The sequence below is a fragment of the Microcystis sp. M049S2 genome, assembly GCF_020245625.1.
Classification (GTDB): domain Bacteria; phylum Cyanobacteriota; class Cyanobacteriia; order Cyanobacteriales; family Microcystaceae; genus Microcystis; species Microcystis ichthyoblabe_A.
Genome location: NZ_JADBUN010000088.1, coordinates 1 through 24,860, shown reverse-complemented (window position 1 = coordinate 24,860; position 24,860 = coordinate 1). Strand labels below are relative to the sequence as shown.

Annotated in this window: 22 protein-coding genes; 11 read left to right on the top strand and 11 right to left on the bottom strand. The window is 43.3% G+C overall.

The features are described 5' to 3' along the window. Positions 1-280: 280 nt before the first annotated feature. Positions 281-1,240: a quinolinate synthase NadA gene (gene nadA, locus IM496_RS07450; RefSeq protein WP_194018257.1), complete on the bottom strand. Its 960-nt coding sequence runs from the start codon at positions 1,238-1,240 to the stop codon at positions 281-283. A gap of 527 nt (positions 1,241-1,767) precedes the next feature. Further along, complete coding sequence (locus tag IM496_RS07445; protein WP_194018254.1) at positions 1,768-2,346, bottom strand: pentapeptide repeat-containing protein; 579 nt, start codon at positions 2,344-2,346, stop codon at positions 1,768-1,770. A gap of 374 nt (positions 2,347-2,720) precedes the next feature. On the opposite strand from IM496_RS07445, the gene IM496_RS07440 reads away from it, so the two are divergent. Both IM496_RS07440 and IM496_RS07435 read left to right on the top strand, forming a co-directional pair. Next, the gene (locus tag IM496_RS07440) at positions 2,721-3,416 is read left to right on the top strand and encodes a TerC family protein (protein ID WP_194018252.1); all 696 of its coding nucleotides are present in this window, start codon (positions 2,721-2,723) and stop codon (positions 3,414-3,416) included. Between the two features lie 138 nt (positions 3,417-3,554). Next, positions 3,555-3,800 carry a hypothetical protein gene (locus tag IM496_RS07435; RefSeq protein ID WP_228009843.1) on the top strand — a complete coding sequence of 82 codons (246 nt, stop codon included), beginning with the start codon at positions 3,555-3,557 and terminating at the stop codon, positions 3,798-3,800. A 70-nt stretch (positions 3,801-3,870) separates the two neighbouring features. Here the strand turns inward: IM496_RS07435 and IM496_RS07430 are convergent, their stop codons facing one another. The 4 genes from IM496_RS07430 to murD all read right to left on the bottom strand — a co-directional run bounded on the left by IM496_RS07430 (position 3,871) and on the right by murD (position 9,708). Beyond that, on the bottom strand, positions 3,871-4,269 hold the full coding sequence (locus tag IM496_RS07430) for a YidH family protein (RefSeq protein WP_008207369.1): 399 nt from the start codon (positions 4,267-4,269) through the stop codon (positions 3,871-3,873). A 71-nt stretch (positions 4,270-4,340) separates the two neighbouring features. Beyond that, positions 4,341-5,147, bottom strand: a complete 807-nt coding sequence (locus IM496_RS07425) for a prohibitin family protein (protein ID WP_104396469.1) — start codon at positions 5,145-5,147, stop codon at positions 4,341-4,343. Positions 5,148-5,535: 388 nt separating this feature from the next. Then, positions 5,536-8,163, bottom strand: a complete 2,628-nt coding sequence (locus IM496_RS07420; RefSeq protein WP_287661646.1) for a glycoside hydrolase family 10-like protein — start codon at positions 8,161-8,163, stop codon at positions 5,536-5,538. 195 nt (positions 8,164-8,358) lie between these two features. Further along, positions 8,359-9,708, bottom strand: a complete 1,350-nt coding sequence (gene murD / locus IM496_RS07415; RefSeq protein ID WP_287661645.1) for a UDP-N-acetylmuramoyl-L-alanine--D-glutamate ligase — start codon at positions 9,706-9,708, stop codon at positions 8,359-8,361. Positions 9,709-10,068: 360 nt separating this feature from the next. Here murD and IM496_RS07410 point away from each other — a divergent pair, with 360 nt between their 5' ends. From IM496_RS07410 to IM496_RS07400, 3 genes are all read left to right on the top strand, one after another. Continuing rightward, complete coding sequence (locus IM496_RS07410; protein WP_194016426.1) at positions 10,069-11,220, top strand: DUF3747 domain-containing protein; 1,152 nt, start codon at positions 10,069-10,071, stop codon at positions 11,218-11,220. A 279-nt stretch (positions 11,221-11,499) separates the two neighbouring features. Beyond that, positions 11,500-12,625 (top strand): peptide chain release factor 2 gene (gene prfB / locus IM496_RS07405; protein WP_194016424.1). Its coding sequence is split into 2 segments (ribosomal slippage): positions 11,500-11,571 and positions 11,573-12,625, totalling 1,125 coding nucleotides; the frame shifts between segments, so codons are not numbered across the junction. 81 nt (positions 12,626-12,706) lie between these two features. After that, positions 12,707-12,958: a DUF8653 family protein gene (locus tag IM496_RS07400; RefSeq protein ID WP_002739055.1), complete on the top strand. Its 252-nt coding sequence runs from the start codon at positions 12,707-12,709 to the stop codon at positions 12,956-12,958. A gap of 95 nt (positions 12,959-13,053) precedes the next feature. On the opposite strand, the gene hemH is transcribed toward IM496_RS07400, so the two are convergent. Beyond that, positions 13,054-14,217, bottom strand: a complete 1,164-nt coding sequence (gene hemH, locus IM496_RS07395) for a ferrochelatase (RefSeq protein WP_194016422.1) — start codon at positions 14,215-14,217, stop codon at positions 13,054-13,056. Positions 14,218-14,336: 119 nt separating this feature from the next. On the opposite strand from hemH, the gene IM496_RS07390 reads away from it, so the two are divergent. The 4 genes from IM496_RS07390 (at position 14,337) to IM496_RS07375 (ending at position 16,832) form a co-directional block, all read left to right on the top strand. Beyond that, positions 14,337-14,960: a class I SAM-dependent methyltransferase gene (locus IM496_RS07390; protein ID WP_108936813.1), complete on the top strand. Its 624-nt coding sequence runs from the start codon at positions 14,337-14,339 to the stop codon at positions 14,958-14,960. Positions 14,961-15,076: 116 nt separating this feature from the next. Then, positions 15,077-15,631: a YqeG family HAD IIIA-type phosphatase gene (locus IM496_RS07385; protein WP_194016420.1), complete on the top strand. Its 555-nt coding sequence runs from the start codon at positions 15,077-15,079 to the stop codon at positions 15,629-15,631. 252 nt (positions 15,632-15,883) lie between these two features. After that, positions 15,884-16,636 carry a class I SAM-dependent methyltransferase gene (locus IM496_RS07380; protein ID WP_194016418.1) on the top strand — a complete coding sequence of 251 codons (753 nt, stop codon included), beginning with the start codon at positions 15,884-15,886 and terminating at the stop codon, positions 16,634-16,636. A 13-nt stretch (positions 16,637-16,649) separates the two neighbouring features. After that, positions 16,650-16,832: a hypothetical protein gene (locus IM496_RS07375; RefSeq protein WP_194016430.1), complete on the top strand. Its 183-nt coding sequence runs from the start codon at positions 16,650-16,652 to the stop codon at positions 16,830-16,832. A 196-nt stretch (positions 16,833-17,028) separates the two neighbouring features. Here the strand turns inward: IM496_RS07375 and IM496_RS07370 are convergent, their stop codons facing one another. From IM496_RS07370 to IM496_RS07355, 4 genes are all read right to left on the bottom strand, one after another. After that, positions 17,029-18,297, bottom strand: a complete 1,269-nt coding sequence (locus IM496_RS07370) for a glycosyltransferase (RefSeq protein WP_194016416.1) — start codon at positions 18,295-18,297, stop codon at positions 17,029-17,031. Beyond that, entirely contained in the window at positions 18,297-20,039 is a 1,743-nt protein-coding gene (locus IM496_RS07365) for an ABC transporter substrate-binding protein (protein ID WP_287661643.1), read from the bottom strand. Before IM496_RS07365 ends, IM496_RS07370 begins: the two co-directional genes overlap by 1 nt. Before the next feature lie 418 nt (positions 20,040-20,457). Continuing rightward, complete coding sequence (locus IM496_RS07360) at positions 20,458-21,597, bottom strand: citrate synthase (RefSeq protein WP_002803764.1); 1,140 nt, start codon at positions 21,595-21,597, stop codon at positions 20,458-20,460. 288 nt (positions 21,598-21,885) lie between these two features. Continuing rightward, positions 21,886-22,581: a Uma2 family endonuclease gene (locus tag IM496_RS07355; protein WP_287661642.1), complete on the bottom strand. Its 696-nt coding sequence runs from the start codon at positions 22,579-22,581 to the stop codon at positions 21,886-21,888. A 375-nt stretch (positions 22,582-22,956) separates the two neighbouring features. On the opposite strand from IM496_RS07355, the gene IM496_RS07350 reads away from it, so the two are divergent. After that, on the top strand, positions 22,957-24,180 hold the full coding sequence (locus IM496_RS07350) for a DHH family phosphoesterase (protein WP_287661641.1): 1,224 nt from the start codon (positions 22,957-22,959) through the stop codon (positions 24,178-24,180). A gap of 52 nt (positions 24,181-24,232) precedes the next feature. Next, complete coding sequence (gene sixA / locus IM496_RS07345; RefSeq protein WP_104396482.1) at positions 24,233-24,727, top strand: phosphohistidine phosphatase SixA; 495 nt, start codon at positions 24,233-24,235, stop codon at positions 24,725-24,727. Positions 24,728-24,860 lie beyond the last annotated feature (133 nt).

The following is a 24,860-nucleotide window of genomic DNA, read 5'->3' as shown; positions in this document are numbered from 1 at the left end:
TCCTTGACTCTATAAGGAATTCCTGCAAGTTTTTGTCTTCTTCTTCACTTAAATCAATTTTTAGAGGGGCTGGCAAGGTTTTATTCCTCCTCCACAAAGGGTTTTCTACTATTTTATAAGTTTTTTCGCCTACCTACTTAAATTGAACTGGCAATAATAGATATACATTTTAGTATCGAACTACTTATTAGTACAAATTATCAAAACAAGCTCTGATTGAGTTATAATTTTTGGATATGTCTCATGAACTGAGAACTCACATCTGATAACTGATAACTGATTAAGACATTTCTAACATTCTTTGAATCGGCAACAGTGCCTTAACTCTTAAATCTTCAGAAATAGTAATTTCTGGAGTTTTATCTCGCATACAGAGATACAACTTGTCGAGAGTGTTCAGTCTCATGTAGGGACACTCATTACAAGCACAGTTATTCAAAGCTGGTGCGGGTATAAATATTTTCTCCGGGGCCGATTTTTGCATCTGGTGAATAATTCCAGGTTCTGTGACGACAATAAAGGTTTTTTCAGAACTTTTTAGAGAATAATTTAATAGTGCCGTCGTAGAACCAATATAATCGGCATGGCGTAAAACCGATGGTTCACACTCAGGATGGGCGATAATTTTTGCTTGGGGATGGGCGACTTTTAATTCTATTATCTTGCGTTCGGAAAAAGTTTCATGGACAATACAACTACCCTGCCAAAGAACTAAATCTCTACCAGTTTGCTGACTTACGTAACGGCCTAAATTGCGATCAGGAGCGAAGATAATCGGTTGATGGGCAGGGATTTGGTTAACTATTTTGACTGCATTGGAACTTGTGCAGATAATATCACTCATGGCTTTAATTTCTGCACTGCAATTGATATAGGAAATCACGATATGATCGGGATATTGGGCTTTAAAACGAGCAAAATCTTTAGGATGACAACTATCAGCTAAAGAACATCCCGCATCTAAATCCGGCAGCAATACTAACTTATCCGGATTTAAGATTTTAGCTGTCTCTCCCATGAAGTGAACCCCCGCAAATACGATCACGTCTGCCGGGGTTTGGGCAGCCTGCTGGGATAAACCTAGAGAATCACCAATATAATCAGCTATATCCTGTATGTCAGAATTTTGATAGTAGTGAGCCAGAATAACAGCGTTTAATTCCCGTTTAAGCTCTTTAATTGCTGTAAATAGGTCATCAGGTAAGCTCGATCGATTTGCGGGTTGAACAGTTGTGAACACGGCGGCATTTATGGTTATTTTTACCAAATACTAAATAGTCCTTTACACTATAGCAAATTTTTCCGAGGAAAGACCCCAAACAAAAAAAGCTTGATGGAACAGCGATCAAACGACTGACAACCAAACTCTGACACCCTATCCTATCGAGAAATTCTTGGTCAACGGTAAACCCTATGTTAAGGGTGATCACAATATCAGCCAAGAAAATTTCAGGTTTATTCCTATCAAATTTCTGGGGACACTTCGGCCGAACGAGATAAAATCAAGAAATCTTAGCAGGGTTCCGATTTGGTGCGCTCTGACTTGTATGCTCACGCTCTTTGCACTATTTGCCCGAATAAATCCTCTAAAACTTAGATTATCGCTAAACTTAAAGACTCTTGGTTAAATTCTGAAATTTATCCCTATTTTACTCGAGACGAAAAAACTGGGCATAAAATCGAAGTTAACCAATAGTCACCGAGTTTTAAGGCATTAGCTAGGGATAGCCTCTGTCGTTGGCTATTTTACGAGACTAGGCTCCTGTATTAACTGTTAAACTGATTGGGATCGACACCGATCATCCCTTCACCGTCCGCATCTTGCAGGTTAGCACCGTCTAAACGAGCATGAGTGAGATTGGCCTTTTCTAAGTCAGCTTTTTGCAGATTGGCGTTGGTTAAGTTGGCCCCTTGCAGGTTGGCTTTTTCTAAATCTGCACCTAAGAGATTGGCCCCGCTTAAATCGGCCCCCGCTAGGAGAGTTTTGCCGAGGTCGGCTCCCCGGAGGTCAGTCCCTTTGAGGTTAGCACCCTGTAAGTTTGTTCTTTCTAAATCCGCTTGGCTGAGGTTTGCTCCTTCTAGATTGGCTGAGGACAGGTTTAAATCTTTGAGGCTAATTCCCTTAAAGTCACAACCGACACAGGCGTTAGTTTCCTGTAGTTTTTGCAGATTATCGGCAGCTGACGGTGGCGAAACTGGTTCAACAACGGCAGTTTTAGGAGCTGCGGCACTGGTGGTGGTAACGGCCCTAGCGATGGCAGGATGGAAGCAAGAAAAAACTGTGATTAGCAATAGACAGAAGGCTGTCAGTAGCGATCGAGTGAGGGGGACTGTAATCGGTTTCATCGTTTTTGATCTCCTTGAGTGATCTTTTTGAGTCTCTGTTTTCACTCTAGGCAATGGTTTTAATAAAAACAAATATTCTTTGTTTTCAAATCCATAAATTTGCTTTATGCAAAGCTGGGAAGCCCCCTCGCCGTTCCATCACTTTTATTTATTAAAACGACAATTAAGAATATTTGCTTTTATGGTTGTCCCCTACCTAAGATGATAGTGTCCGGCCAAAATCCTGATCAAGGAGAGTGTGGTCAGCAATCTCACCCTCGATCGCAAGCTCAAGAACTTGACCTTGAATTGATACCGACAAAAAAATAGTCAAGAATCCTAGCAGCAAATACCAAGACGCATCTACAACGTTATAAAAGTGAAAATATAATTATATGTCTCCTCAAATTCTCGATATAGCCGAAAATCTCTCTCTAACCACTTGCGGCACTATTTTCACCCTGGCAGTCTTAGAAACTATTCTATCGGCCGATAATGCCGTCGCCCTGGCCGCTTTGGTGCGAGAACTTCCCGACCCCAGACAACAACGCCAAGCTTTAAACTGGGGGTTAGCGGGGGCATTTGTATTAAGAGTTGCCATGTTAGTGAGTGCCAGTTGGACAGTTAAATTCTGGCAGGTGGAGGTACTGGGTGCTATTTATCTGCTCTGGTTAGCGGGTAAGCATTTTTGCCAGAAACTTTTAGATATAGACATAGAAGACCAAAATTTTGCCCCTAATCTCGCCATAGAATCTTTTGGCCGTGTTATTGTTCTGATTGCTTTTACAGATATGGCTTTTTCCCTCGATAGTGTGACAACAGCGATCGCATTAGCCGATCGATTCTGGATTCTCCTGACTGGTGGTATTTTGGGAATGTTAGCCCTACGATTTTTGACCGGTTTATTTGTTAGGTGGTTGGCTGAGTTTGTTTACCTACAAGATGCGGCCTATCTGACGGTTTTAGCGGTAGGGGGAAGATTGCTTTTAAAAGCTTGTCAACCAACCTATTTGCCGCCAGAGTGGATGGTATTGATGATGGTGGCGATCTCGTTAAGTTGGGGCTTTTCTAAGCGTGTTGTGGTGGAATAGATCTGGCAGCAAGGTACTTTCTCAATTTTTTAGGATCGTGTCAATCGTTATACTCCGGGAGGATGGGCGACTGTGACATAATTTGGGACTAGGTACGGTAAGAGTCGCTAGTGAACCCCGTTAGCCTTGGAGACTTCCTTGCTAGACACCATTTCCACCCTATCCCCAAAACTAACAGCGATCGAATCCACGGGAAATCCTCTCCCGAAAGTTGCTACTTGTTCCTCTACCTGTCGTTACTGTCGGTTTTATAAGTTTCAGGGGAGAGGAAATGGCTATTGTCAACGCTTGGGAGTCCCTGTTCACAGTCATTGGCGTGCCTGTCCTTTGATTTGTCCACCTTTCGCCCCTTCCTGGGAAAGGTCGGAAAACGGGCAATTATAAGTAGTTATCTGGATTTTACCGCCTGTATCGAGCAATTTTTCCCCATCCCGCTCCCTGCGAGGATGGGGTTTTAATCGAAACCGATGCTTTCCACTCCACCGCTATCGGGACTGGTGGCGACAAAATAGAGAATTCCTGACCCGAGACAAGCGATCGCTATACTAAAGCAAATAATCCAGACTTGAGCGGGTTCGTAGCTATTACTATCGATCGCTCGCCGGATGAGAAAATACCGGCGCGTGGCGATGACAACGATTAATAATCCCACCATAGCGAAGACAAAACCCAACAACCACCCCAATCCTAGGACCGTAGAAGATGCCGTCCGTAAACGCAAAATCACCAGACCAAAACCCATCAAAGCGATCGAGGCACGCATCCAAGACAGATAGGTGCGTTCGTTGGCCGAATGATCTCGCCAGTAATCGGGGTTAAATTTCTGCTTTGTCTTTCGGGATTTAAACAGCATAGAGGAGTTCCTCGCAGGGAAGTTCAATAAAATCAAGTATTCTTTCTTATGGTTTTAATAAATTGTTTTTATCATCTAGTCTTTCGCTTATCTTTAACCAATTCAAGGGACTTAAGCAGATTATCATCCATAAATAGGGGGAGTTTACCGTCCCATTTTTCGATCGCTTTGTTCTGTAAAACTTCTGGACTTAAGGAATCTTGGAGAATGCGATGAGCTTCCGCCTCTCCTTTAGCCAGATTGATTTTCACTTCCGATTCTTTCAGAGCTTTCAGCACCATAAAACCGGCTTTTTTGGCCTCCTGTTCGGCAATTTGTTTGGCTTCCACCGCATCGGTAAAGCGATCGGAAAAATTGACATGAACCAAAGAAATATCATCGACACCGATATGATAATTTTTCAGTCTTTCGCTCAAACGAATATCCACTTCTCCTTTCACCTCCTCCCGTTTAGTAATTAATTCTTCAGCGGTATATTTAGCCATAACTTCCTTGAGAATTTCCTCCACTGCTGGATCGATCACTCGTTCAATGACAGCCGCTTCATCGCCAATTTGTTGAAAAATATTATTAACTTCTGATGCTAAAATATGCCAATTCAGTGCCACATCTGTAAATACTTCCTGTAGGTCTTTGGAGGAAGCTTCGGCCGCTATCTGTTGTTTTTGGATTCTCACACTTAGTTTTTTTACCGTGTTAACAACGGGAATAATCCCGTGAATACCCTCATTAAGTATTTTCTCCTGTACTTGACCAAAAACCATTAAAACCCCTCTTTCTCCCGCATTGACAATCACAAAAGGATTAAAAATAATCGCCAAAATTAATAACAGAAAAAAGATATTACTTGGTCTAGCTAAAAGGCGAGTTTTGAGCATTTTAATTGAGAATATAGATGATTGATGGGATAGGTTTGCCAATAAATAAAAGAGCTAATTTTATCTTCATAATTAGTGATAGTTTCATCCATTTGAAGAATTTCAATAACTAGAAAATAAAGATTTAGCCTCGTCCTTTTCGTCCCGTCTGGCTCGCGAAATATCAGAAAATACTTGTCTATTTATAGTTATCATAGTCGCCGATTAAATGTTTTCGGAATCGTGAATTAAAACGAATATCTCGTTAGTTGTTGACAAAAAAGGCATTTATTTATCCAAGAAAGCAATCGGGGTTATCCAGAAGCAATTATAACAAAATTTCCCTTGTCTTAAATGGTACATTCTCATTCCGCCATTCTAGCTGGTACTTTATTTTATAGCAATTACCCTAAAACTCAACCCTTTGACCATAACTTAGGAGACTTTGTAGGGTGACGAGGCGATTTTCCCAGACTTGTATTTGATAAGCAGATAAATCTTTTTGTCTGGACATCACAGATTTAAATTGATAGCTAAATCGCTTTAGAGCATTTTGAGTTAAAGTCAAATTGCGAGGGCTGGGATTAGTAGCTAATTGTTCTAATAAATTAGCCATTTCGTCCACTTCTTGCCCCCAGGTTTTTAAGGTTCCTTCTTCCATTGCCCATAAATTATTAACTATTAAAAAACTCCACTCTTGACGCAGAGAATTAAACCGCACCGCTGCCGTTTTAAAGGGTTGACGGTGAGGTAAAGGTTCAGCTTTTTTGGTAATTATCGATCCCTGAATGCGATTAAGAATTGTTTGCAGGTTGGGATTGAGATTTTCTGTGGCAAAAAGAGCGAATCCCGAAGTGGGAAGATTGCGAATAAATTGTAGTTGATCGATCATGACTTGATCAGGTACTTTTAACAGACGGATACCGGGTATAATCAGAGCATTTCCTGCAATTTTGCGATCAAATAAAGACTGAGTTTTTTCTTCTAAAGTCCCTGTATCAAGAGCATAAGTCATTAAAAATATCAGGTCTATCCATTGATTTTGTCCCCATTCTTCCCAGTTTTGCTGAATACGATATAACCGTTCTTTTTGTTCTAAGGGAAACACCGCCGCTGACATTTTTAATTGGGGGCGAATCTGTTTTAAGCTAGTAGAAACCTGCGAGACAAAAGTATCAACCTGACGGATTTTAAAGCTAGTCCATTGTTCCCATAAAGCTCCCCGGGGATTTAAAGTAATGGGATCAACTCCCGTCATTTGTTTAAATAACCACCGGCTGGATTTACCATAACCATAGGTTTGATTAAAATCTTGACTCTGGAAGGGATAGCGAATATAATCTAACTGCAAGCCATCCACATCATAATTCTTGACAATTTCCTCGTAAAGAGATAAAAGATAGTTCTGTACGTCGGGATTAGCAGGATCAAAAAAGGCCTTTTTCGTGCCTTGACTGTAATCAAAAGAACCACCACTTTTATTTGTTGCCCCCCAATCGGGATTACGCGATAAAACTGGACCGAGATAATCTAATGGTTGCTCTAATACTTTATTATGAGCTTGGTTAGCCGCCGCAAAAACCCACACCCAAGCGTGGATTTCCATATTGCGTTCATGGGCTAATTTAACGGCAACTTTGAGGGGATCCCAACCTCTAGTTAAAGGGTTTTGTTCGGGAGCAACTTGACTGGGATAAATAGTATAACTAGCATTAACTGTCTCAAAAAAGACCACATTAATACCCGCTGCCGCCATGCGATCGAATACTTTAGCTAAATCCTCCTCATTTTTAGCTTGTACGATCGTTCCTCGATCTAACCACATTGCCCGTATTTCTGGTTGGGCAAATTGTCGATTAGTGGGATAATTATCCCAAAGATTTCGCCGCGCTTGTAACCAAAATTCCCGCGCTTGGGTATAGTCCCCCTGAGCGATTAAATTCTGAAAATTATTTAACGCTCCTTGGGCATTTTCCAGGGCTAAACGGAATCGTCTCGCCCCATCCGAGGTGGGGGAATTTTTTGCCCGATTATGAAATGCTTGTGCTAAGGATTTATCAGTATTGGATATATTACTATTACTGGCTTCTAAAGCTAAGAGAGTCACCCCATAACGCCCGATTAATCCCTGCAATTCCGCCGTCATCTGGCCAATTTGTTGAGGAGTTAGGCTCGCTCTGGGGGGAATTGCCTCGGTATTCGGACTTAATCTCGCTGTTTCACTGGGGGGATTTTCTAAAATCTGGGGTAAAGGGCGACGGGGTGCGGTCGCCATTGGTGTATTATTAATATTATTAACTATTGTTGAGCTTCCTTGACAATAGGGCGCAATTGTGTTAGTAGAAGAACTGCGATTAATGCCGTAGCGTTGCAGGGCGGTTTCTAGCCAAGCGCTATCGAGGGCGAGATTAGCGACGGCATCGCTGCCCCAGCGCCAACCGAGAAAGATCGAGTTATTATTGAGGACAACGGCGGGGGGATTATTGCGCGCCCCCCAGACGGCAACAGTTTGGCTATTAACTCCCGTGGGGATAACCACGCCACCGAGGAGACTGCTGGCTAAAGGTTTTTGGTTTTTCAGTTCGCCTAAATTAGTCGGTCGCAGGGTGTAAGCTTGGGAGTGGGGATAAGCCCAGTAAGCCCCAAATAGCGATCGCAACTGTTCACGCACAGCAGGTTCCGAAAGATTCCCCGCCGGACCTGTGACAATAATTTTACCACCGCGATTCAGCCAACGACTCAAGACACTAGCTTGTAAACCGGAAATATTCTCGACATTGGGGATGATGAGAACCTTAATTTTATTTAAATCCGCGTCGCTTTGCCACTGATTACTCTGGAGAATACAGTAATTAACCCCAACATTTTGCAAACGTTCGGTGATATCTGTCCATTGATTGGCATTTTCCTGACTTTTTAACACTGCCACTGGTGCCGCTAACACTGGGATCGGTAGCAAAACGGCAACACAGGACGAAAGACAGGCAATTAGCGGCTTTTTAAAAAGATGATCAAGATGGAAGGACGATCCCAGCACGTTTTTTTCTCTTAATTTTTTGGTTAACTCCTCCTGATCTTACCCAACTTAGCCAAAAAAGAGTATTTTTGGCAACAAAAATTACGTCTTAGTCGTCGGCAACAAGGTTTTAGGGTTTTAGGGTGTTAGGGTTTTAGTTGAAATTCCCCACTTCCCCATTCCCCCACTTCCCCATTCCCCCACTTCCCCATCTCCCTACAACTGTAAAGACAATTGCCGAAAATGATCGCCGCGATGTTCAAAACTTTGGTATTGGTCAAAACTAGCGCAAGCGGGCGATAATAACACCACTTTAGCCTCTTTTGCTGGTCCTAGTTCGGCTGCGCGTTGAACTGCCCTGTCCATCGTCTCTACACATTCATAATCTTGATAACCCGCTGACTGTAAACGACGGGCAAAATCGGCGGCAGCGTCACCAATAAGCAGCACGGTGGCGACTTTTGCCTTAATTTCAGCGATCCAAGCCCGATCATCCCCGGCTTTCGCTTCTCCTCCCGCGATTAAAATCGCTGGACTGGGGACGGATTGTAAGCCCACGGCAGCGGCATCGTAGTTAGTTGCTTTACTATCATTAATAAATTCTAGTCCTTTGTACGTACAAATGTACTCTAGACGATGGGCAACTCCGGGGAAAGTGGCGATCGCTTCGGTAATAGCTTTTTTCTCGATTCCTGCCAATCTAGCGGCGGCCACAGCCATAAGCAAATTCTGTTGATTGTGACTACCCACCATTTTCAGGAGATTAACCGGGGCAATTAACTCCCCAAAAGCCACGATCCAGTTATCTTGCAGATAAACACCACGACTAGGATCGCCCAAAAGCGCATCTTTGCCTTTCACAGAAGTCCAATAAGCTTGTTGCCATTGACTAACACCGATTTGACGCAGATAGGGATCATCACCGTTGAGGATTTGGCGATCGCTTCTTTGCAGTAAAGAGGCTTTAATCTGATAATAATTTTCCAGAGTTTGATGACGACTGAGGTGATCGGGGGTAAAAGTTGTCCAGATGCCGATTTTCGGCGATAAATCCCGACTGGACTCGATCTGATAACTACTAATCTCCGCAATAATCCAATCGTATTTATCGGCTTTTAAAGCCAATTCACAGGCAGCATAGCCGATATTACCGCAGGAAGGGGCATTTAACCCCGCTTTTTGAAAAATAGCGGCACAGAGGGCGGTGGTGGTGGTTTTGCCGTTAGTTCCCGTAATCCCCAACCAGGGGGAAGATTGCAGATAACGCCAAGCTAATTCTAATTCTCCGATCGTATCGATGCCTTTTTCTCTGGCAGTAATTAAAATCGGGGCATCCCAAGGCACGCCGGGGCTAACCACGATAAGATTAGGCAAGTCCGAAGCCTCTAGACTGAGATTTTGACCAAGATTGACAATAATTCCTTCCCTTTCCAGATTGGTTTTGGTTGCTTGTAAACTGGGAGAATCAGAGCGATCGCTTAATGTCACCTGCCAACCATCCCGTTTTAAGCATCTTGCCGCCGCTATTCCCGATCTTCCCAATCCAATAATCGCCGCTTTCGCCATCTTGTTGCCACGCTACTCAAGAGTCAATTTTCAGCAATCTCTATCCTACTGTGGATTAGGTCGAGTAATAACTAGGGTTTGCGGCAAAAAGTTTTTCGGTGGGGGCAGGGTGTGGGGTTTTAGGGATTTTGAGTGGGTCAATTACCTAATTTTCAGGGAAAAAGTACCTGAATTTTCCACCCGATCACTCCCAGATCTGGTACTTTTTGGAAACCAAAAAGTCTAAAAGTTTTACCCAACAAGGTTTTTAGATTTATTGAACAAACCCTAGCTATCTTCCAAGAAAACAAAATTCTCTCGCTTACGTCTAGATCGATAAAATAAATGCAAGTACAATCTCTATAACAACGCTCCCTATTTATGAATCTAAAATCATCCTTAAAATTTACCCTACTGTTTTCACTTCTAGGGAGTTGTCTCCTGACTACACCGAGTCAAGCGACTCTCTTTGAACAAAGAGAAGTTAATCAAGAGGATTTTATCGCTATTGCCCGACCCTACGGTAACGGTAAATACGATTTACTGATTTTGCAACAAATCCAGGGAAAACGCCAATGTTGGGCGGTAAATGGCACAGAACCGACCATTGTTCAGCCTCTGCTGCTCGATTTCGATTTTACCGGCAGTTGTGAACGGGCCACCGACAGTAACGGTTATTCCCTTCGCATTCAGGGCAAAGATTACGGTTTAGAATACCTGCTGCGTATCGTACAACGCAACGGGGAATTAGTCCTCGTAGGAACCCCCCGCAATCCCAGGCAATCGGAGGTAATTATTGGACGGACAAAAGGTTTAGGGAGCGGTTTAATCCAAATTTATCTCATCGATGGCTGGCGCTTTACTAAACGTAGTCTAGCTGGTCAAAATCTCAGTCATATCTATCTAACTGCCGATAGTCCCAGTTTCAATCCTCCCCCGGAATTACTCGCGGGGACCCAATCGTCTATCCCCCCCACACCCCTCCCCAGAGAATCCGTCAAAGCAGAAACACCCGTTAATCCTCCTGCTAATCCCGAAGTGCGAGAATATACCTTTACCGCTGCAGAAACAGCAGTACAGAGCAATCCTCAGCCAGGGGTCACTAATCCAGTACCAGAGCCAAATTTAACGCCGCAGCCGACCGTTACCTCTAATTTACCCCCCCTGACTCCTCCCCTTCGACTTGGCTCAGGGCAAGCCAATGCTCAGAATAATAATGCAATTGTACCACCACCGCCACCGCGCAACCTAGGCAATCAGAGAAGTTTATCAGACGTAATCACTTTTAATCGGGCTGCCCCTAATCCCAGTAGTGGCAATACTAGCAATAGTGGCCGCAAAGGCTTTAAAGTAGTAATTGAAGCTAAAAACGAGAGCGATCGCAGCAAAGTTCGTTCTCTCTATCCCGACGCTTTCCCCACTTCCCACCAAGGTCGTCGCGTCTGGCAAATAGGCGCGTTTAGTAGTCGTGATAAGGCTGAAAACGCTTTACAAAGTCTTGCTCCCCTGCGCGGATCGATCGTACCATTTTAGGGAACGCTGGAACTGCGGAACGGGCAACAGAGAGTGGATAGGGGAAATGGGAAAATGGGGGAATTTCAACTAAAACCCCAAAACCCTAAAACCCTAACTCTCAACTCCGGCCTCCTGACTTGAAAGAGGGTGTAGGGTGTGGGGTGTGGGGTGTAGGGAAGGAAACCTCTTTCCTCTGTGGGGGTGAAAATTTTTTCATCGGGACTGACTCCCCAGACTCCTGACTTCTAGAGTAACTGATAACTGATAACTGATAACTGATAACTGATAACTGAAAACATGGAAATATCGGAACTAAAAAAAGGTATCGAGATAGTAGGATCGCGCCTGGGTAAAACCCAGGACTATCTTTGACTTACCCACTTTAAGGGCCAAAATTAAAGACTTAGAACAGGTGGCAGCCGTCCCCACTTTTTGGGATAATCCCGATACTGCTCAAAAAACCCTGCAAGAACTAAACGAGTGTAAATCTTCTTTAGAAACCTATCAGGGTTGGTGTGAACAATTAGAAGATACTAAGGCAATTATCGAGTTATTAGAATTAGAATCCGATCGAACTTTACTAGAAGAAGCGACGGACAATTTAACTCATTTACAGCATGACCTCGATCGCTGGGAATTGCAACAGCTTTTAAATGGTCCCTACGACGCAAAAGGAGCGGTTTTAACGATTAATGCGGGGGCCGGGGGAACCGATGCCCAAGACTGGACAGAAATGCTCCTGAGAATGTATTCTCGCTGGGCCGAGAAACAGGGATATAAAGTCACTTTAGCGGAAATATCAGAAGGAGATGAAGCGGGAATTAAATCGGTGACAATTGAGATTGCCGGAACTTATGCTTACGGTTATCTAAAAGGAGAAAAAGGCACCCATCGGTTAGTAAGAATTTCCCCTTTTAATGCTAATGGTAAACGTCAAACCAGTTTCGCTGGGGTGGAAGTAATGCCAATTTTGGGCGATGATGCAGTGAGGGTAGAAATTCCCGATAAAGATTTAGAAATTACCACCACTAGATCGGGGGGAAAAGGTGGACAAAATGTTAATAAAGTGGAAACTGCCGTGCGTGTAGTTCATCTTCCCACAGGTATCGCTGTACGTTGTACCCAAGAGCGATCGCAATTACAAAATAAAGAAAAAGCCCTAGCTTTATTAAAAGCGAAATTGTTAATTATTGCTCGGGAACAACAGGCTCAAGCGATCGCCGAAATTCGCGGCGATATGGTGGAGGCCGCTTGGGGCAATCAAATCCGTAACTATGTTTTTCATCCCTATCAATTGGTTAAGGATCTGCGTAGTAATGTGGAAACCACCGATGTTACCGGGGTAATGAATGGGGATTTAGATAGCTTTATTGAAGCCTATTTACGTTTGGGCGGGAACAGTGCGGGTTATACTGATTCCTAAGATGAGAGCAGCTCTATTTTCTTGCAAATTCTGTTCTTATTGCTTGTTAAGCTATTTGTCCTCTACTAAGAAGAAAAATCAATGGTTATTATCGAGATTACCAATGTGGAAGAAATATTGAGCGCAAAAATTGGCTCTTTCGCCGCTAAAATCGTCCAAGCTCTAGCAGATGATGAAGGGAAAGTGGAAGAGGTTCTCATCAAAGAATTACAGGCTAATTTTCAGGAAAGGGGGATTAAAGCTAATCTGTTTAGCGTCACTGGGTTAGATATGCTCGGCAATGGCAGGCTAGAAGTTAACGTTAATGTTCGTTCTGCTAATATGATGTCCTAAGAGAAGATAAAATCGCCAATGGTTGGGTTTAACTATGTTTAACCCAACCTTATTTTGGTAGTTACCGTCAAAAGCAATGGCAGCGAAGATCGAGGTTATAATAAACCCACAAAATGTAAGGGTCCTTGACCAGTAATTAATTCGATAATAATTGCCAGAAAACCGATCATCGCTAATCGACCATTCCACACCTCGGCTGCCGTTGTCATTCCCCATTCCCAACGCTCCTGGGGATACATTTTCATATTCGCTTTCGGATGGGTAATTTGCTCGAAAGTGGTGGGTTTCTCGTCTAGGGATTTTACCACTAACTGGGAGAGAGATTCGATAAACATCGGGTGAGTGTTAAGAGCCGGTACTCGCTGAAAATGTTCAATTCCCGCTTCTTCCGCCACTTCTCGATACTCTATATCGATTTCTTGCAGAGTTTCGATGTGTTCCGAGACAAAGCTAATCGGCACGACCAATAAATGCTTAATTCCCTGCTCTCCCAACCCTTTTAAAGCATCTTCAGTATAGGGTTTTAGCCATTCCACCGGACCGACGCGACTTTGATAGGCTAAAGTGTACTGATTGGGTCGGTTTAGAGTACGCATGATCGCCCTAGTGCATTCTTCAATTTCCCTTTGATAGGGATCTCCCGCTTCCTCCACATAACTTTGGGGGACACCATGGGCGCTAAAAAAGATATGTACTTGGTCAGGATTAGCGCACTGCTCTAATTCTCGTGCGATCAGATCGGCCATAGCACTCAGATAAGTGGGATGATCGTACCAAGAGGGGATGAGAGTATATTCCGTCAAACGTAGATAGGGATCCTGCTGCCACATTTCCTCCAGTACACGAAAACTGGAACCACTGGTGCTGATGGAAAATTGGGGATAAAGGGGGAGAATAACTAATTTTTTGATATGATCCCGTTTAATCCGCTCGATCGCTTCTTCGGTGAAGGGATTCCAGTAACGCATCCCAATATAAACGCTCACCTCGCGGCCCATTTCCGCGAGACGTTGTTGCAGTGCCGTGGCCTGTGCTTCCGTAATCTTGAGTAAAGGGGAGCCACCACCAATCTGACGGTAATTTTCCTGGGATTTACTCGCTCTTAGCGTCGATATTAACCAAGCTAACGGTTTTTGTAATCCTTTGATCGGTAAACGGATGATCTCTGGGTCAGAAAAAAGGTTAAATAGAAAAGGACGCACATCCTCTAACCGCTCCGGCCCACCCAAATTTAATAATAAAACGCCAACGCGACCCATAGTGTTAACAGATAATTTTTAAATTTTCAGATTCTTTACCAAGTTTAACAATATATCGGTGGAACCGTTAAAACAAATTACAGGCTACAGAGAACTTAATCAAATCTTGGAGGTTGATCTTGGCTACAATTTTACGTCCCCTCAGTTATCAATATCAATGGCTTTACGATGGTATCTCCCGTCTGGCTGCCCTAGCAGTGGGTGGCGAGTCCCGTTTTCGGCAATTAGCCTTAGAAGGCTTAAAAATCGCTAAAAATGACCCTATCCTCGATCTCTGTTGTGGTGCGGGTCAAACCACCCGTTATTTAGTCCCCCTATCCGATCGCTGTACGGGTTTAGATGTCTCTCCCCGGGCCCTGGAGCGAGCTAGTTTAGCGGTACCGCAAGCGCATTATGTGGAGGGATTAGCCGAAAAAATGCCCTTTAGTGCCGGAGAATTCGCCCTTGTTCATACTAGCGCCGCTCTCCACGAAATGGAACCGGAGCAGTTAGAGGAAATCCTTAAAGAAGTGTATCGAGTTCTCAGACCGGGGGGAATTTTTGCTCTCGTGGATTTTCATCGACCCACTAACCCGCTTTTTTGGCCTTCTTTAGCCCTATTTTTGCAATTATTTGAAACCGATACCGCTTGGCAGTTTATCGATAGCGACCTGATCCAATCTTTACAGGCGATCGGTTTTCGTGATTGTCAACAAAAATTATACGCTGGTGGTAGTTTACAGGTGATTCAAGCGGCCAAGTGAAGGGATGGATCCGGCATTATTTTCAGGGGCTGTCGGTCATTTATACTGAATAAGGCAACGGTTTTTTAATCAAGCTGAGTTCGATCGACTCGCTGCCAGTTATTTTTGAGAAGTTAATGACTAGAGCAAAAATTCTACAACCCGATTTAATTTTAGGGGATACGATTCTCGGTCTCACTCCGGAGATTTTGAGTAAGCATCAGATTAAGGGATTGATTCTCGATGTGGACGATACCCTTGTTCCCCTCCAGGAAACGACGGTTTCTGAGGATTTAGAGCGTTGGGTCGATTCCTTGCGTCTTTATCTACCGATTTGGTTGGTCAGCAATAATCTCAGTGAAAATCGCATCGGTGCGATCGCGGATAATTTACAACTTCCCTACCTTCTCGGTGCGGTGAAACCCTCTCGACGCAAACTCCGGCAAGCGATGGCAGCCATGGGACTTCCCCCCCAACAAATTGCCATGGTTGGCGATCGCTTGTTTACCGATGTTTTAGCGGGAAATCGTCTGGGAATGTTTACCATTCTGGTGAAACCAATGGTAAATCCCTTGACGGGGGGGCAAGCTTATCCAATCCACGATTTTGAGGTGTGGATATCACAAATTCTCGGCGTTTCCCTGCATCCGCAGCATTACTTAATAAAACCTGACCAATCCTCACAAAAGTAAATATTAAAAAATAATTAAGTATAGAGGAAAGGAGGGAAAAGTAGGAAATACTATAGAAAATTTGAAATGAGGTCAGCAGAGATAAAGACCTTAAATATAAGAAAGTGAATAGATGGGCGGTGCCAGTTTTTGAGGATGTAGGCCAAAAGCTGGCGCTACTGTTTTAACGAAAACTTCCTGCTATAATTTGGCCAAATTGTGAGATAATAAGAGAGGGTTTTTTAGTTAATTCTCCCCGGCATCACTCTATATATGAATCGAGATTCTTCCCTGCTGTCATCCTCCTCGGTCGCGGAATTTAAGCGCAATTCCTTTGATTTGGAGTCACACCTACAAAACTTTTTACAATTAGACCAAGAAATTTTACAAGCAAAATTAGCGATAGCAAAGGATGCCTTAGCGGCCTTAGCTCATCAAGACTTTTCTTGGACAAATCCAAATGATTTCTATCAGGAAAAAGTCAAAGAAAACTATTTATTTGAATTATCAGCTTGGCATTTATCCAGTCAAGAATATATCGGCGAAACCCTGAGATTAATTGATGATCACGGTAGCGGAAAAGTCTTAGATTTTGGTGGCGGAATCGGTACTCATGCCCTGGCTGCCGCGATGAATTCCGGGGTTGAACAGGTGATCTATTGCGATCTTAATCCCCTACATCATGAATTTGTTCGCTTTCGTGCCGAGCAATTAAATCTTGATACTAATAAGCTCTCATTCTATACAGAAATTCCCGATCAGCTAAAATTTGACACGATTATCTGTTTAGATGTCATCGAGCATTTGCTCTCACCTACAGCCCAACTTAAAAAGTTTTATGACTGGTTAAACCCTGGAGGAAAACTAATTATTAACTGGTATTTTTTCAAAGGTTTTAATCAAGAATATCCCTTTCATCTCGACGATCCCAAAATTATTGAGAGCTTTTTTCAAAGCCTACAAAAAGATTTCCTAGAGATTTTTCATCCCTATCACATTACCGTGCGCTGTTATCGAAAAAATTAATAATTGCTTGAAGATGATCAAAGCAGCGGATGATAGAAAAATTAGAATTAACCTTGCAACTATAGCCCTAGATATTATCCCCGAAGGCGAAGAACGCAAAGTGGAAGCTGTCAGTAGTGCCGGTATTGATGGTGTGCCGATGGCCTCATTTACCTCCGATCAAAGCCTGTACTATAATCTTTATCCTCAAGCCTAGGGCTCTTTTGGATTTGGTGGGTAAAATGTATTCACAAGACACAGTCCTGCTGGCGAGGGAGTGGAGGGAACCACTCCAGACACAGAGGACACAAAGATCGATCGATCCTATGTAAGTAAAACTTATCACACAGAGTCGAGGAGAGCTATAAGTTTTACTTGAGTTATACTAAATCCGTTGAGTAATGGATTTAGTATTAGACCGAGAGGACGGGTTGGCTGGTAGAAATGGCTTTTTCGACGATATCGGCGGCCATTTTCACTCCACCAGTCTTCTGTAGCGCTTTTTGCATTCTCAGGGCATTTTCTCGGTAACTGGGGAAGGATAAGACCTTTTCAATCGCCTTTCGTAAACGGGGAACTTCTAGACGGGAAATCGGTATCACTTCCCCTGTCCCCGACCATTTTATCCGAGCAGATACCCCCGGTTGGTCGTTAGCGATGGGAATGGCCACCATCGGTACAGCTTGGGCAAGGGATTCTAGGGTAGTATTTAAGCCTGCGGGGGTGATAGTCAGAGATGCTCTGGTTAAAAGCTCTAATTGGGGAGCATAGGGAACAACTAGGGCGTTTTTGGTTGTTATTTGAATGTTAGAGTCGGCATTGCCCAATGATAAAACTAATTGTACCGGCAAATCGGCACAGGCTTCGGCGATCGCATTAAAGGTCGATTGTAGGCGAGTTTGAATTGTACCAAGGGAAGCATAAATCAAGGGTTGTCCGGTTAATTTTTCGTAGGGAAAAGGAATCGGTTTTCTGGTGGAGGAATCGTGAAAGGGGCCGGTAAAGTGGAAGTGAGCGGGTAAATTTTGCCGAGGAAACTCAAATTCGGCAGGTTGTTGGCTAATTTGGGCAAGGGGGGAATAGCGTTGATTGATGTTTTGATAGGGAATTAACCCCCATTCTTGACGCTGCTGGTTGATTAACTCATTCAGGGGACGAGTCAAAGAGTCAAGGAGTTTATAGCCAATTTTATTGCGAATAACCCCGATAAATGAGGGATTATAGTCCCAAGTGGTCATAAAGGGCGGAATAAGCGGATCACGATTTAAAACCAATGCCGAACAAAAACTGATAAAGGGAATAGCCAATTTTTCTGCGATTGTACCCCCTGAGGCGGAGACTTGATCGACAATTAGGGCATCAATTCCCAAGCGACGCATCTCTTGGGGGATAGTTTCAAAGAGGATCGCTGTAGAATCAGTTACTAATTCTACCGTGCGTCGGACGGCGGCTGTTCCCCGTAATTGACCAATTTCGGCTAAACTTTTGGCTGATGTGCCTTTCGGATATTTGTCGGGTGCAATTGCCTGAAAATCTAACCCGGCTGCTTGCACCATTTCTTCACCATCAAGAGTTAAAAAACAGGTAACTTTATGACCGCGTTTTTGTAATTCTTTTCCTAAAGGTAGGAGAGAATAAATATGTCCAGAAGTTGTAGGACAGAGTAAACCAAAATGAGTCATTAAACACCTCCACAGGTTTTCTTTAATTCTTCTAGATTCCAGAATGCACCACCCAAGGCGGAGAATTGTATTCCTTCAAAGCAGTTACGCACGGCCCCCAAAGCGAGGGGATTGACAAGATAAATAAACGGGACGTATTCCTGTTGAAGTTGTTGAATTTCATTATAGATAACTTTGCGCTTCTCAAAGTCTAATTCTTGGGAACCTTTGACGTATAAATCGGCGATTTTTTTCTCCCAATCCGCCGCTTGCCAGCCTTGAATCGGAGGGCTGCCGGGTTGAGGTTGTTGGTTAAAAGCGTGGAGATTTCCATCTACATACCAAATATTAGGGGCGTGGGGTTCGTTATCACCGGTAAAACCTAAAATATGGGCCTCCCAATCTAGACTATTACTCAGTTTATCAACTAAATTACTAAAAGCGATCGCTTGAAAATCCACTTGAATTCCTATTGCGGCTAAATCATTTTTAATTTGTGCCCCAATAGCTTCCCGGATTTTGTTACCCGCGTTAGTAATCAGGTTAAATCTAACGGGATTATTATCAGCATCGACTAGCAGATTATCACTATTATACTTAAATCCCGCCTCTAATAATAATTCTTTGGCTTTTTCGGGATTGTAATTGTAACCTTTCAGGTTTTTATCATAAAAAGGCGATTGGATAGAAAGAAAAGAATTTTGTTCTTGTCCTAACCCTCGATAGATATCATCAATCATTCTTTGACGATTAATGCCGTAGGCAATAGCTTGACGAAAATTTAAGTTATTAAACCACCTGGATTTAATTGGCTCTACTAGGGGTTTTCCGTCGCGTTTTCCTTGATTGAGATTAAAACCGATAAATTGGGTTCCGTAGGCAGGTCCCCCATTAAAAATAGTGAAATTTCCTCTTTCTTCTTCAGTTTTTAAGAGGGAGAAAAATTCGGGAGTTACCCCAATAGAATCTAAACTTCCCGAACGAAATTGCAGTAAAGTTGTATCCTGAGATTCAACAATTGCCCAAATTACCGAAGTTATATGAGGTAATTGTTGTCCCTGGGCATCTTTTTTCCAATAGTAAGGGTTATTCTCAAAAATAATCCTTTGTCCCGTTATATATTCTTTTAGTTTATAAGCACCATTAAAAACAATTTTATCGGGAGGAGTATCTAACCCCCAAGTGGAGAGAAATTCTAACCTACCATCGGGGCTTTTTTTCTGAATAGTTTTTTCTAAAGCGTGTTTAGGTAAAATCGGTGAACTGACAGCATCTAAAAAAGGAGCAAAAGGTTCGGGGAGTTTAAATTCGATTCTGCGATTATCTAGTTTAGTGATAACTGGAAATTCTTTTTTTAATCCTATTCTTAAACTATCGCGGTAGTTGTTAGGAATATCAGGATTTAGATATAATTCTTTATAGGTAAAAACCACGTCATCAACAGTTAAGGGTTGACCATCTGACCATTTTAAACCCTCTCTCATAGTAAAAATAATGCTCAAATTATCATCGGAAATTGTCCAAGATTCTGCTAAGACCGGTTCTTTTTTGCCAGTAATGGGATTTTCTGTTAATAGTCCTTCGTAGGTTAAACCAAAAATATTCGGGGATTCGGCCGATAAAACAGCATTAAAGGTTTTTGGGTCACTTAATACCGATATGACCACTTGATTGCGTCTAACTTGATTACCACAAGCAGTTAGGGAAATCAGCAATAAACAAGAAATTAAAAATACCGTTAATCCCTGCCAAAATTTCACCATAATCTTTAATATTTTTCTGTCCGACTATCTAGAAGTAAAGACCTTGCCTGGCTATATAGGGTTTGCTGAATAAATCTAAAAACCTTGTTGGGTAAGACTTTTAGACTTTTTGTCAATCAAAAAGTACCAGGTATGGGAGTGATCAGGGGGAAAATCCCTGGACTTTTTCCCTAAAAATTAGGTAATTGGCCACCTCAAAACCGGTAAAACCCCACACCCCACACCCCACACCCCAAACCCTGCCCCCACCGAAAAACTTTTTCAGCAGACCCTATATACACCGAAACTGACCAAGCCGAAAGCCACTGGACTGTTTCCTTGCCCCATCAATATAACAGGAAATGAGACAAAAAATCTCGCCTGGGAAAGATTGACAAAGGCGAGAAACCGTGTTTCCATCAAGAATGGGAGATAAAATCTAAGAACGTTGTTCGATCGGTGTATAGGGGACTTCGTGTTCTCCGGTGTAGATTTGGGTAGGACGGAAAATGCGGTTAGCATTTAATTGTTCTTTCCAGTGGGCCAACCAACCGGCCACCCGGGAGATGGCAAAAATCGGGGTAAATAAATCATTGGGAATGCCTAATTTCCGATAAACCAATCCCGAATAGAAATCCACATTGGGATAGATACCTTTTTCACCGTAGATATCCACCACTGCCTGTTCTAATTCTAGGGCGATATCGTAGTATTCATCGGAACCTAATTCCGCGAATAATTGTTCGGCAAGATTTTGTAAAATCGTCGCCCGGGGATCCTTAACTTTATATACCCGGTGTCCAAAACCCATAACTTTTTGTTTATTGGCGATACATTTTTCCACATAGGGACGAACATTAGCCACCGAACCGATTTCCTCTAACATTAACAATACTTCCTCGTTTGCCCCACCGTGGAGGGGGCCGGCGAGAGTTCCCACTGCTGAAGCGATGACACCGTAGGGGTCGGTTAAAGTGGAAGCCGTCACCATGGCCGAAAAAGTCGAGGCATTCATGGTATGTTCGGCGTGGAGGGTCAAACAGACATCGAAAACTTTCGCCGCTAAATCCGTTGGTCGTCTTTCCGTCAACATATAGAGGAAATTGGCCGCATAATCAAGACTATCGTTGGGCTGAATGGGGTGATTACCTTTGCGAATCAATTGAAACGCCGCCACCATGGTGGGTATTTTCGCTAATAGCCGCACTACTGCCTGACGGATATATTCGGGATTATCCAAGGCCCGCCTGGCATAGTATAAACCCAAAGCCGCCGCCGAAGTTTGTAGCGCATCCATGGGATGACCTTTTTCGGGGAAGCATTTCATCATGTCTTCGATACGGTACTTGATGCGTCGATGATAACGGATTTCATCGGCAAATTCTTCCAGTTCCGCCCCCGTGGGCAGAGCACCCCAGATAAGGAGATAGGCGGTTTCGAGGAAGGTACTTTTTTCGGCGAGTTCCTCAATCCGAATGCCCCGATACTCCAAGATTCCCTTTTGCCCATCCACAAAGCTGATACTGGACTGGGCGGCGGGAATTCCTTCTAAACCTGGCCGATATTCACAAACTGTCATAGTTCTACCTTTCCGTGGCGAAGATTAAGCCCTAACGCTAACTTACTTGATCTTTCCACCCTTACCGAAATTTTATAGAAAATTTTCGGTTCTGCCTCTCCCGTTCAGGATTGGGGAGAATTGGGCGGAAATTACCCCTATTTAGCGATTGCTTCGTCGATTTAGTCAACCCTGCCCGATCGCATTTTTTCTGGGCTTACTGTTGCGACTCTAGCTAGAGGACTTGATATTTATTTACTTTTATTGTAGCGAGACTATCTCGATCGACTCCATCAATCGATAATTTTTTTAAGTTTCTTCGGGATTAATATTTAACTCCCGCAGTTTTGCCGCTAACCTTTCGGCCCGTTGTCGTTCCACTTCAGCCCGTTGTCGTTCCACTTCAGCCCGTTGTCGTTCCACTTCAGCCCGTTGTCGTTCTTGGTTGTAACTGGTGAAAGGTTGACCATCGGGATAATACAAGAGTAACTCTGGTTGGGCCAATTCAAAACGGATGCCCAAGCGAGGACTTACCCAATTATCGAGATTTTCCAGACTTTCGAGCCGATTTTCCCGACGAATACAGCCACCCAAATCATTTTTATCGGGATTATAAATGTAGTATTCTTCCACACCATAACGGTCATAAAACAGTAGTTTTCTGGTCATTTCCGTTTGGGTATTACCCGGAGAGAGAATTTCAAAAACCACTTGCGGGGGGATATTGTCTTCTTTCCACTGTTGATAGGAACCTCTTTCGCCTTTTGGTCTGCCAAAAGCTACCATGACATCGGGTGCTTGTCGAGTCTTATTATCTCCCTCCACGGGATACCAGAGTAAATCACCGGCGACAAAAACATCGGCATTATTGGCAAATAACCAGTCTAAATTCGCTTTAATCGTCGTAATCCAGCGAAATTGTCTTGTATTGTCGGCCATCGGTTTACCATCGCTATCGGGATAGACGATTGTGGTTTTCGGGCTGTCGTCGAGTTGTCTAACCATTGCTTAACCCTAGAGTTTCGTCTTTGCTTCCTTAATAGTATAACTTTACTACAAAAAATCGGAGCAAATATTTAGGGACGGTGATGATCCTAAATCCAGTTTAAAAAGTATGGGAGAGTGGGAAGTGGGGAAGTGGGGAAGTTCAGTTATATCATTTTTCTCAAGTAATGGCAGCGATGGTTAATTGCCCTAACTCCTCTCCCAGAACAAACGGGAGAGGTCTTTTGATAGACTAGAGTTATAGCCCCAGAGTAAGGAGCTAGGGGCGAGAAAAGCTTAATAATTGAGATAAACCGATCGAGCGAGAATATCGTCTAGAATTAATTAACTCAAAAAATCCTGACTGAATCTACCTTTAAGCGAACTTTTCTAAAAATGATGGCTGAATTACTGAGTCTAGTTCCTGCCAAGTCCCTCGAAACCGATGTAGTGGTAGGGGAAGCGTCGGCAGTATGTCCCCTTCCTCCAGTCACGGTTAGTAATGATACCCTACTTATTTCCCTGATCGATCGCCTGCGACGTACTTTGGAAAATCATCGTGGCGAAAATCAAATTGTGGTGATGCAGGATTTCCCGGATCCCGATGCTCTTTCTAGTGCCTGGGCCTATCAAATTATCGCCGAACAGTACGATATTCACTGCGATATAGTCTATGCGGGTACTCTCTCCCATCAGGAAAATGTCGCTTTGGTAAAACTAACGGGTTTACCGGCTAAACGTTGGGGAGTCCATACCCTCAAGGATAGAGATCTTTCCGTTTATCACGGTTGTGTTTTTGTCGATGGTCAGGGAACCAATAGTCAGTTAACCACTCTGGTTAAACAGGCAAAAATTCCCATTATTGCCGTGATTGATCATCATACTCGCCAAGGGGAGCTAGAGGCGGAATTTGTCGATATTCGTCCCCAAATCCGGGCAACAGCGACGATATTAACCCAATATATCCAAAAAGGGTTAATAAGTTTTAATACTAGCGATACCGTCCATGTTAAGTGTGCCACAGCTTTGATGCACGGATTGCGATCGGATACGAATAATTTAATGCAAGCGCAAGAGTGTGAATTTATCGCTGCTGGTTATCTCAGTCGTTTCTACGATGCTCAATTATTAAACGCTGTCTTGCAATCGGCCAGATCCCGACGGGTGATGGATGTGATCGAACGGGCCCTGAAAAACCGTATTATTAAAAATAATTATTCGATCGCCGGGGTCGGTTATTTGCGTTATGATGACCGAGATGCGATTCCCCAGGCTGCCGATTTTTTGGTGACAGAAGAAAATGTTCACACGGCTTTAGTTTATGGTATCGTTCACGATGAAGATGAGGAGATCGAGTTAGTCATTGGTTCTATGCGTACCAGTAAAATTACCCTAGATCCCGATGAATTTCTCAAGGAAGCTTTCGGACAGGATAACCAAGGTCGCTTTTTTGGTGGTGGTCGTTATATGGCCGGAGGTTTTGAAATTCCTATCGGTTTCCTCGGTGGTTTTAATAATAATGCCGAATACGCAAAACTGAAGTGGGAACTGTATGACACCCAAATTAAACAGAAACTTTCCCATCTAGTTAACCCCGATGAAAAGGTAATTCGCACCTAGGTATTAAATCTCAGCTATTTATTATCATCACCAAGACCGACCCTAAACTGATATGAAACTTTATTTTGTGCGTCATGGATTAGCAGGACAATCGGGGGATTATCTCAACGATAGGGAACGTCCTTTAACCGAGGAAGGTAAGACAAAAACTGCTAAAGTTGCCCAAAGATTAGGACAGTTGGGGGTGAAATTTGACCTGATTTTGACTTCTCCCCTGGTGCGTGCCGTGCAAACCGCCGAAATTTTGCAAAAAGCTGGTTTAAGCCGTAAAATTGAGCAATTTAATCCCCTATCACCCAACGGCAATCTTCAAGATTGGGTGCAGTGGTGGCAAAAGTCCGACTATCAGCGAGAGGAAAATGCGATCGCACTGGTGGGCCACGAACCAGATTTAGGCTATTGGACGGAAATGCTAGTTTGGGGCAAGTTTCAAGGAAAATTATCGGTCAAAAAAGCGGGAATAATTGGTCTAGAGGTTCCCAATCAACAAAATCCCCTAGGCAAGTGTCAGTTATTCTGGTTGACAGCGCCAAAATTACTCCTCTAGCCTGCATTATTCACCAACTGGCAAAAACCTGATTGTGAGGACATCTCAAAAAACAGACTGTTTTTCAGCCAGATCGCTAGATGAACTTCTTGCCAAGGCTTTCGAGGATTTTCCAAAGTCTTCATGAATAATG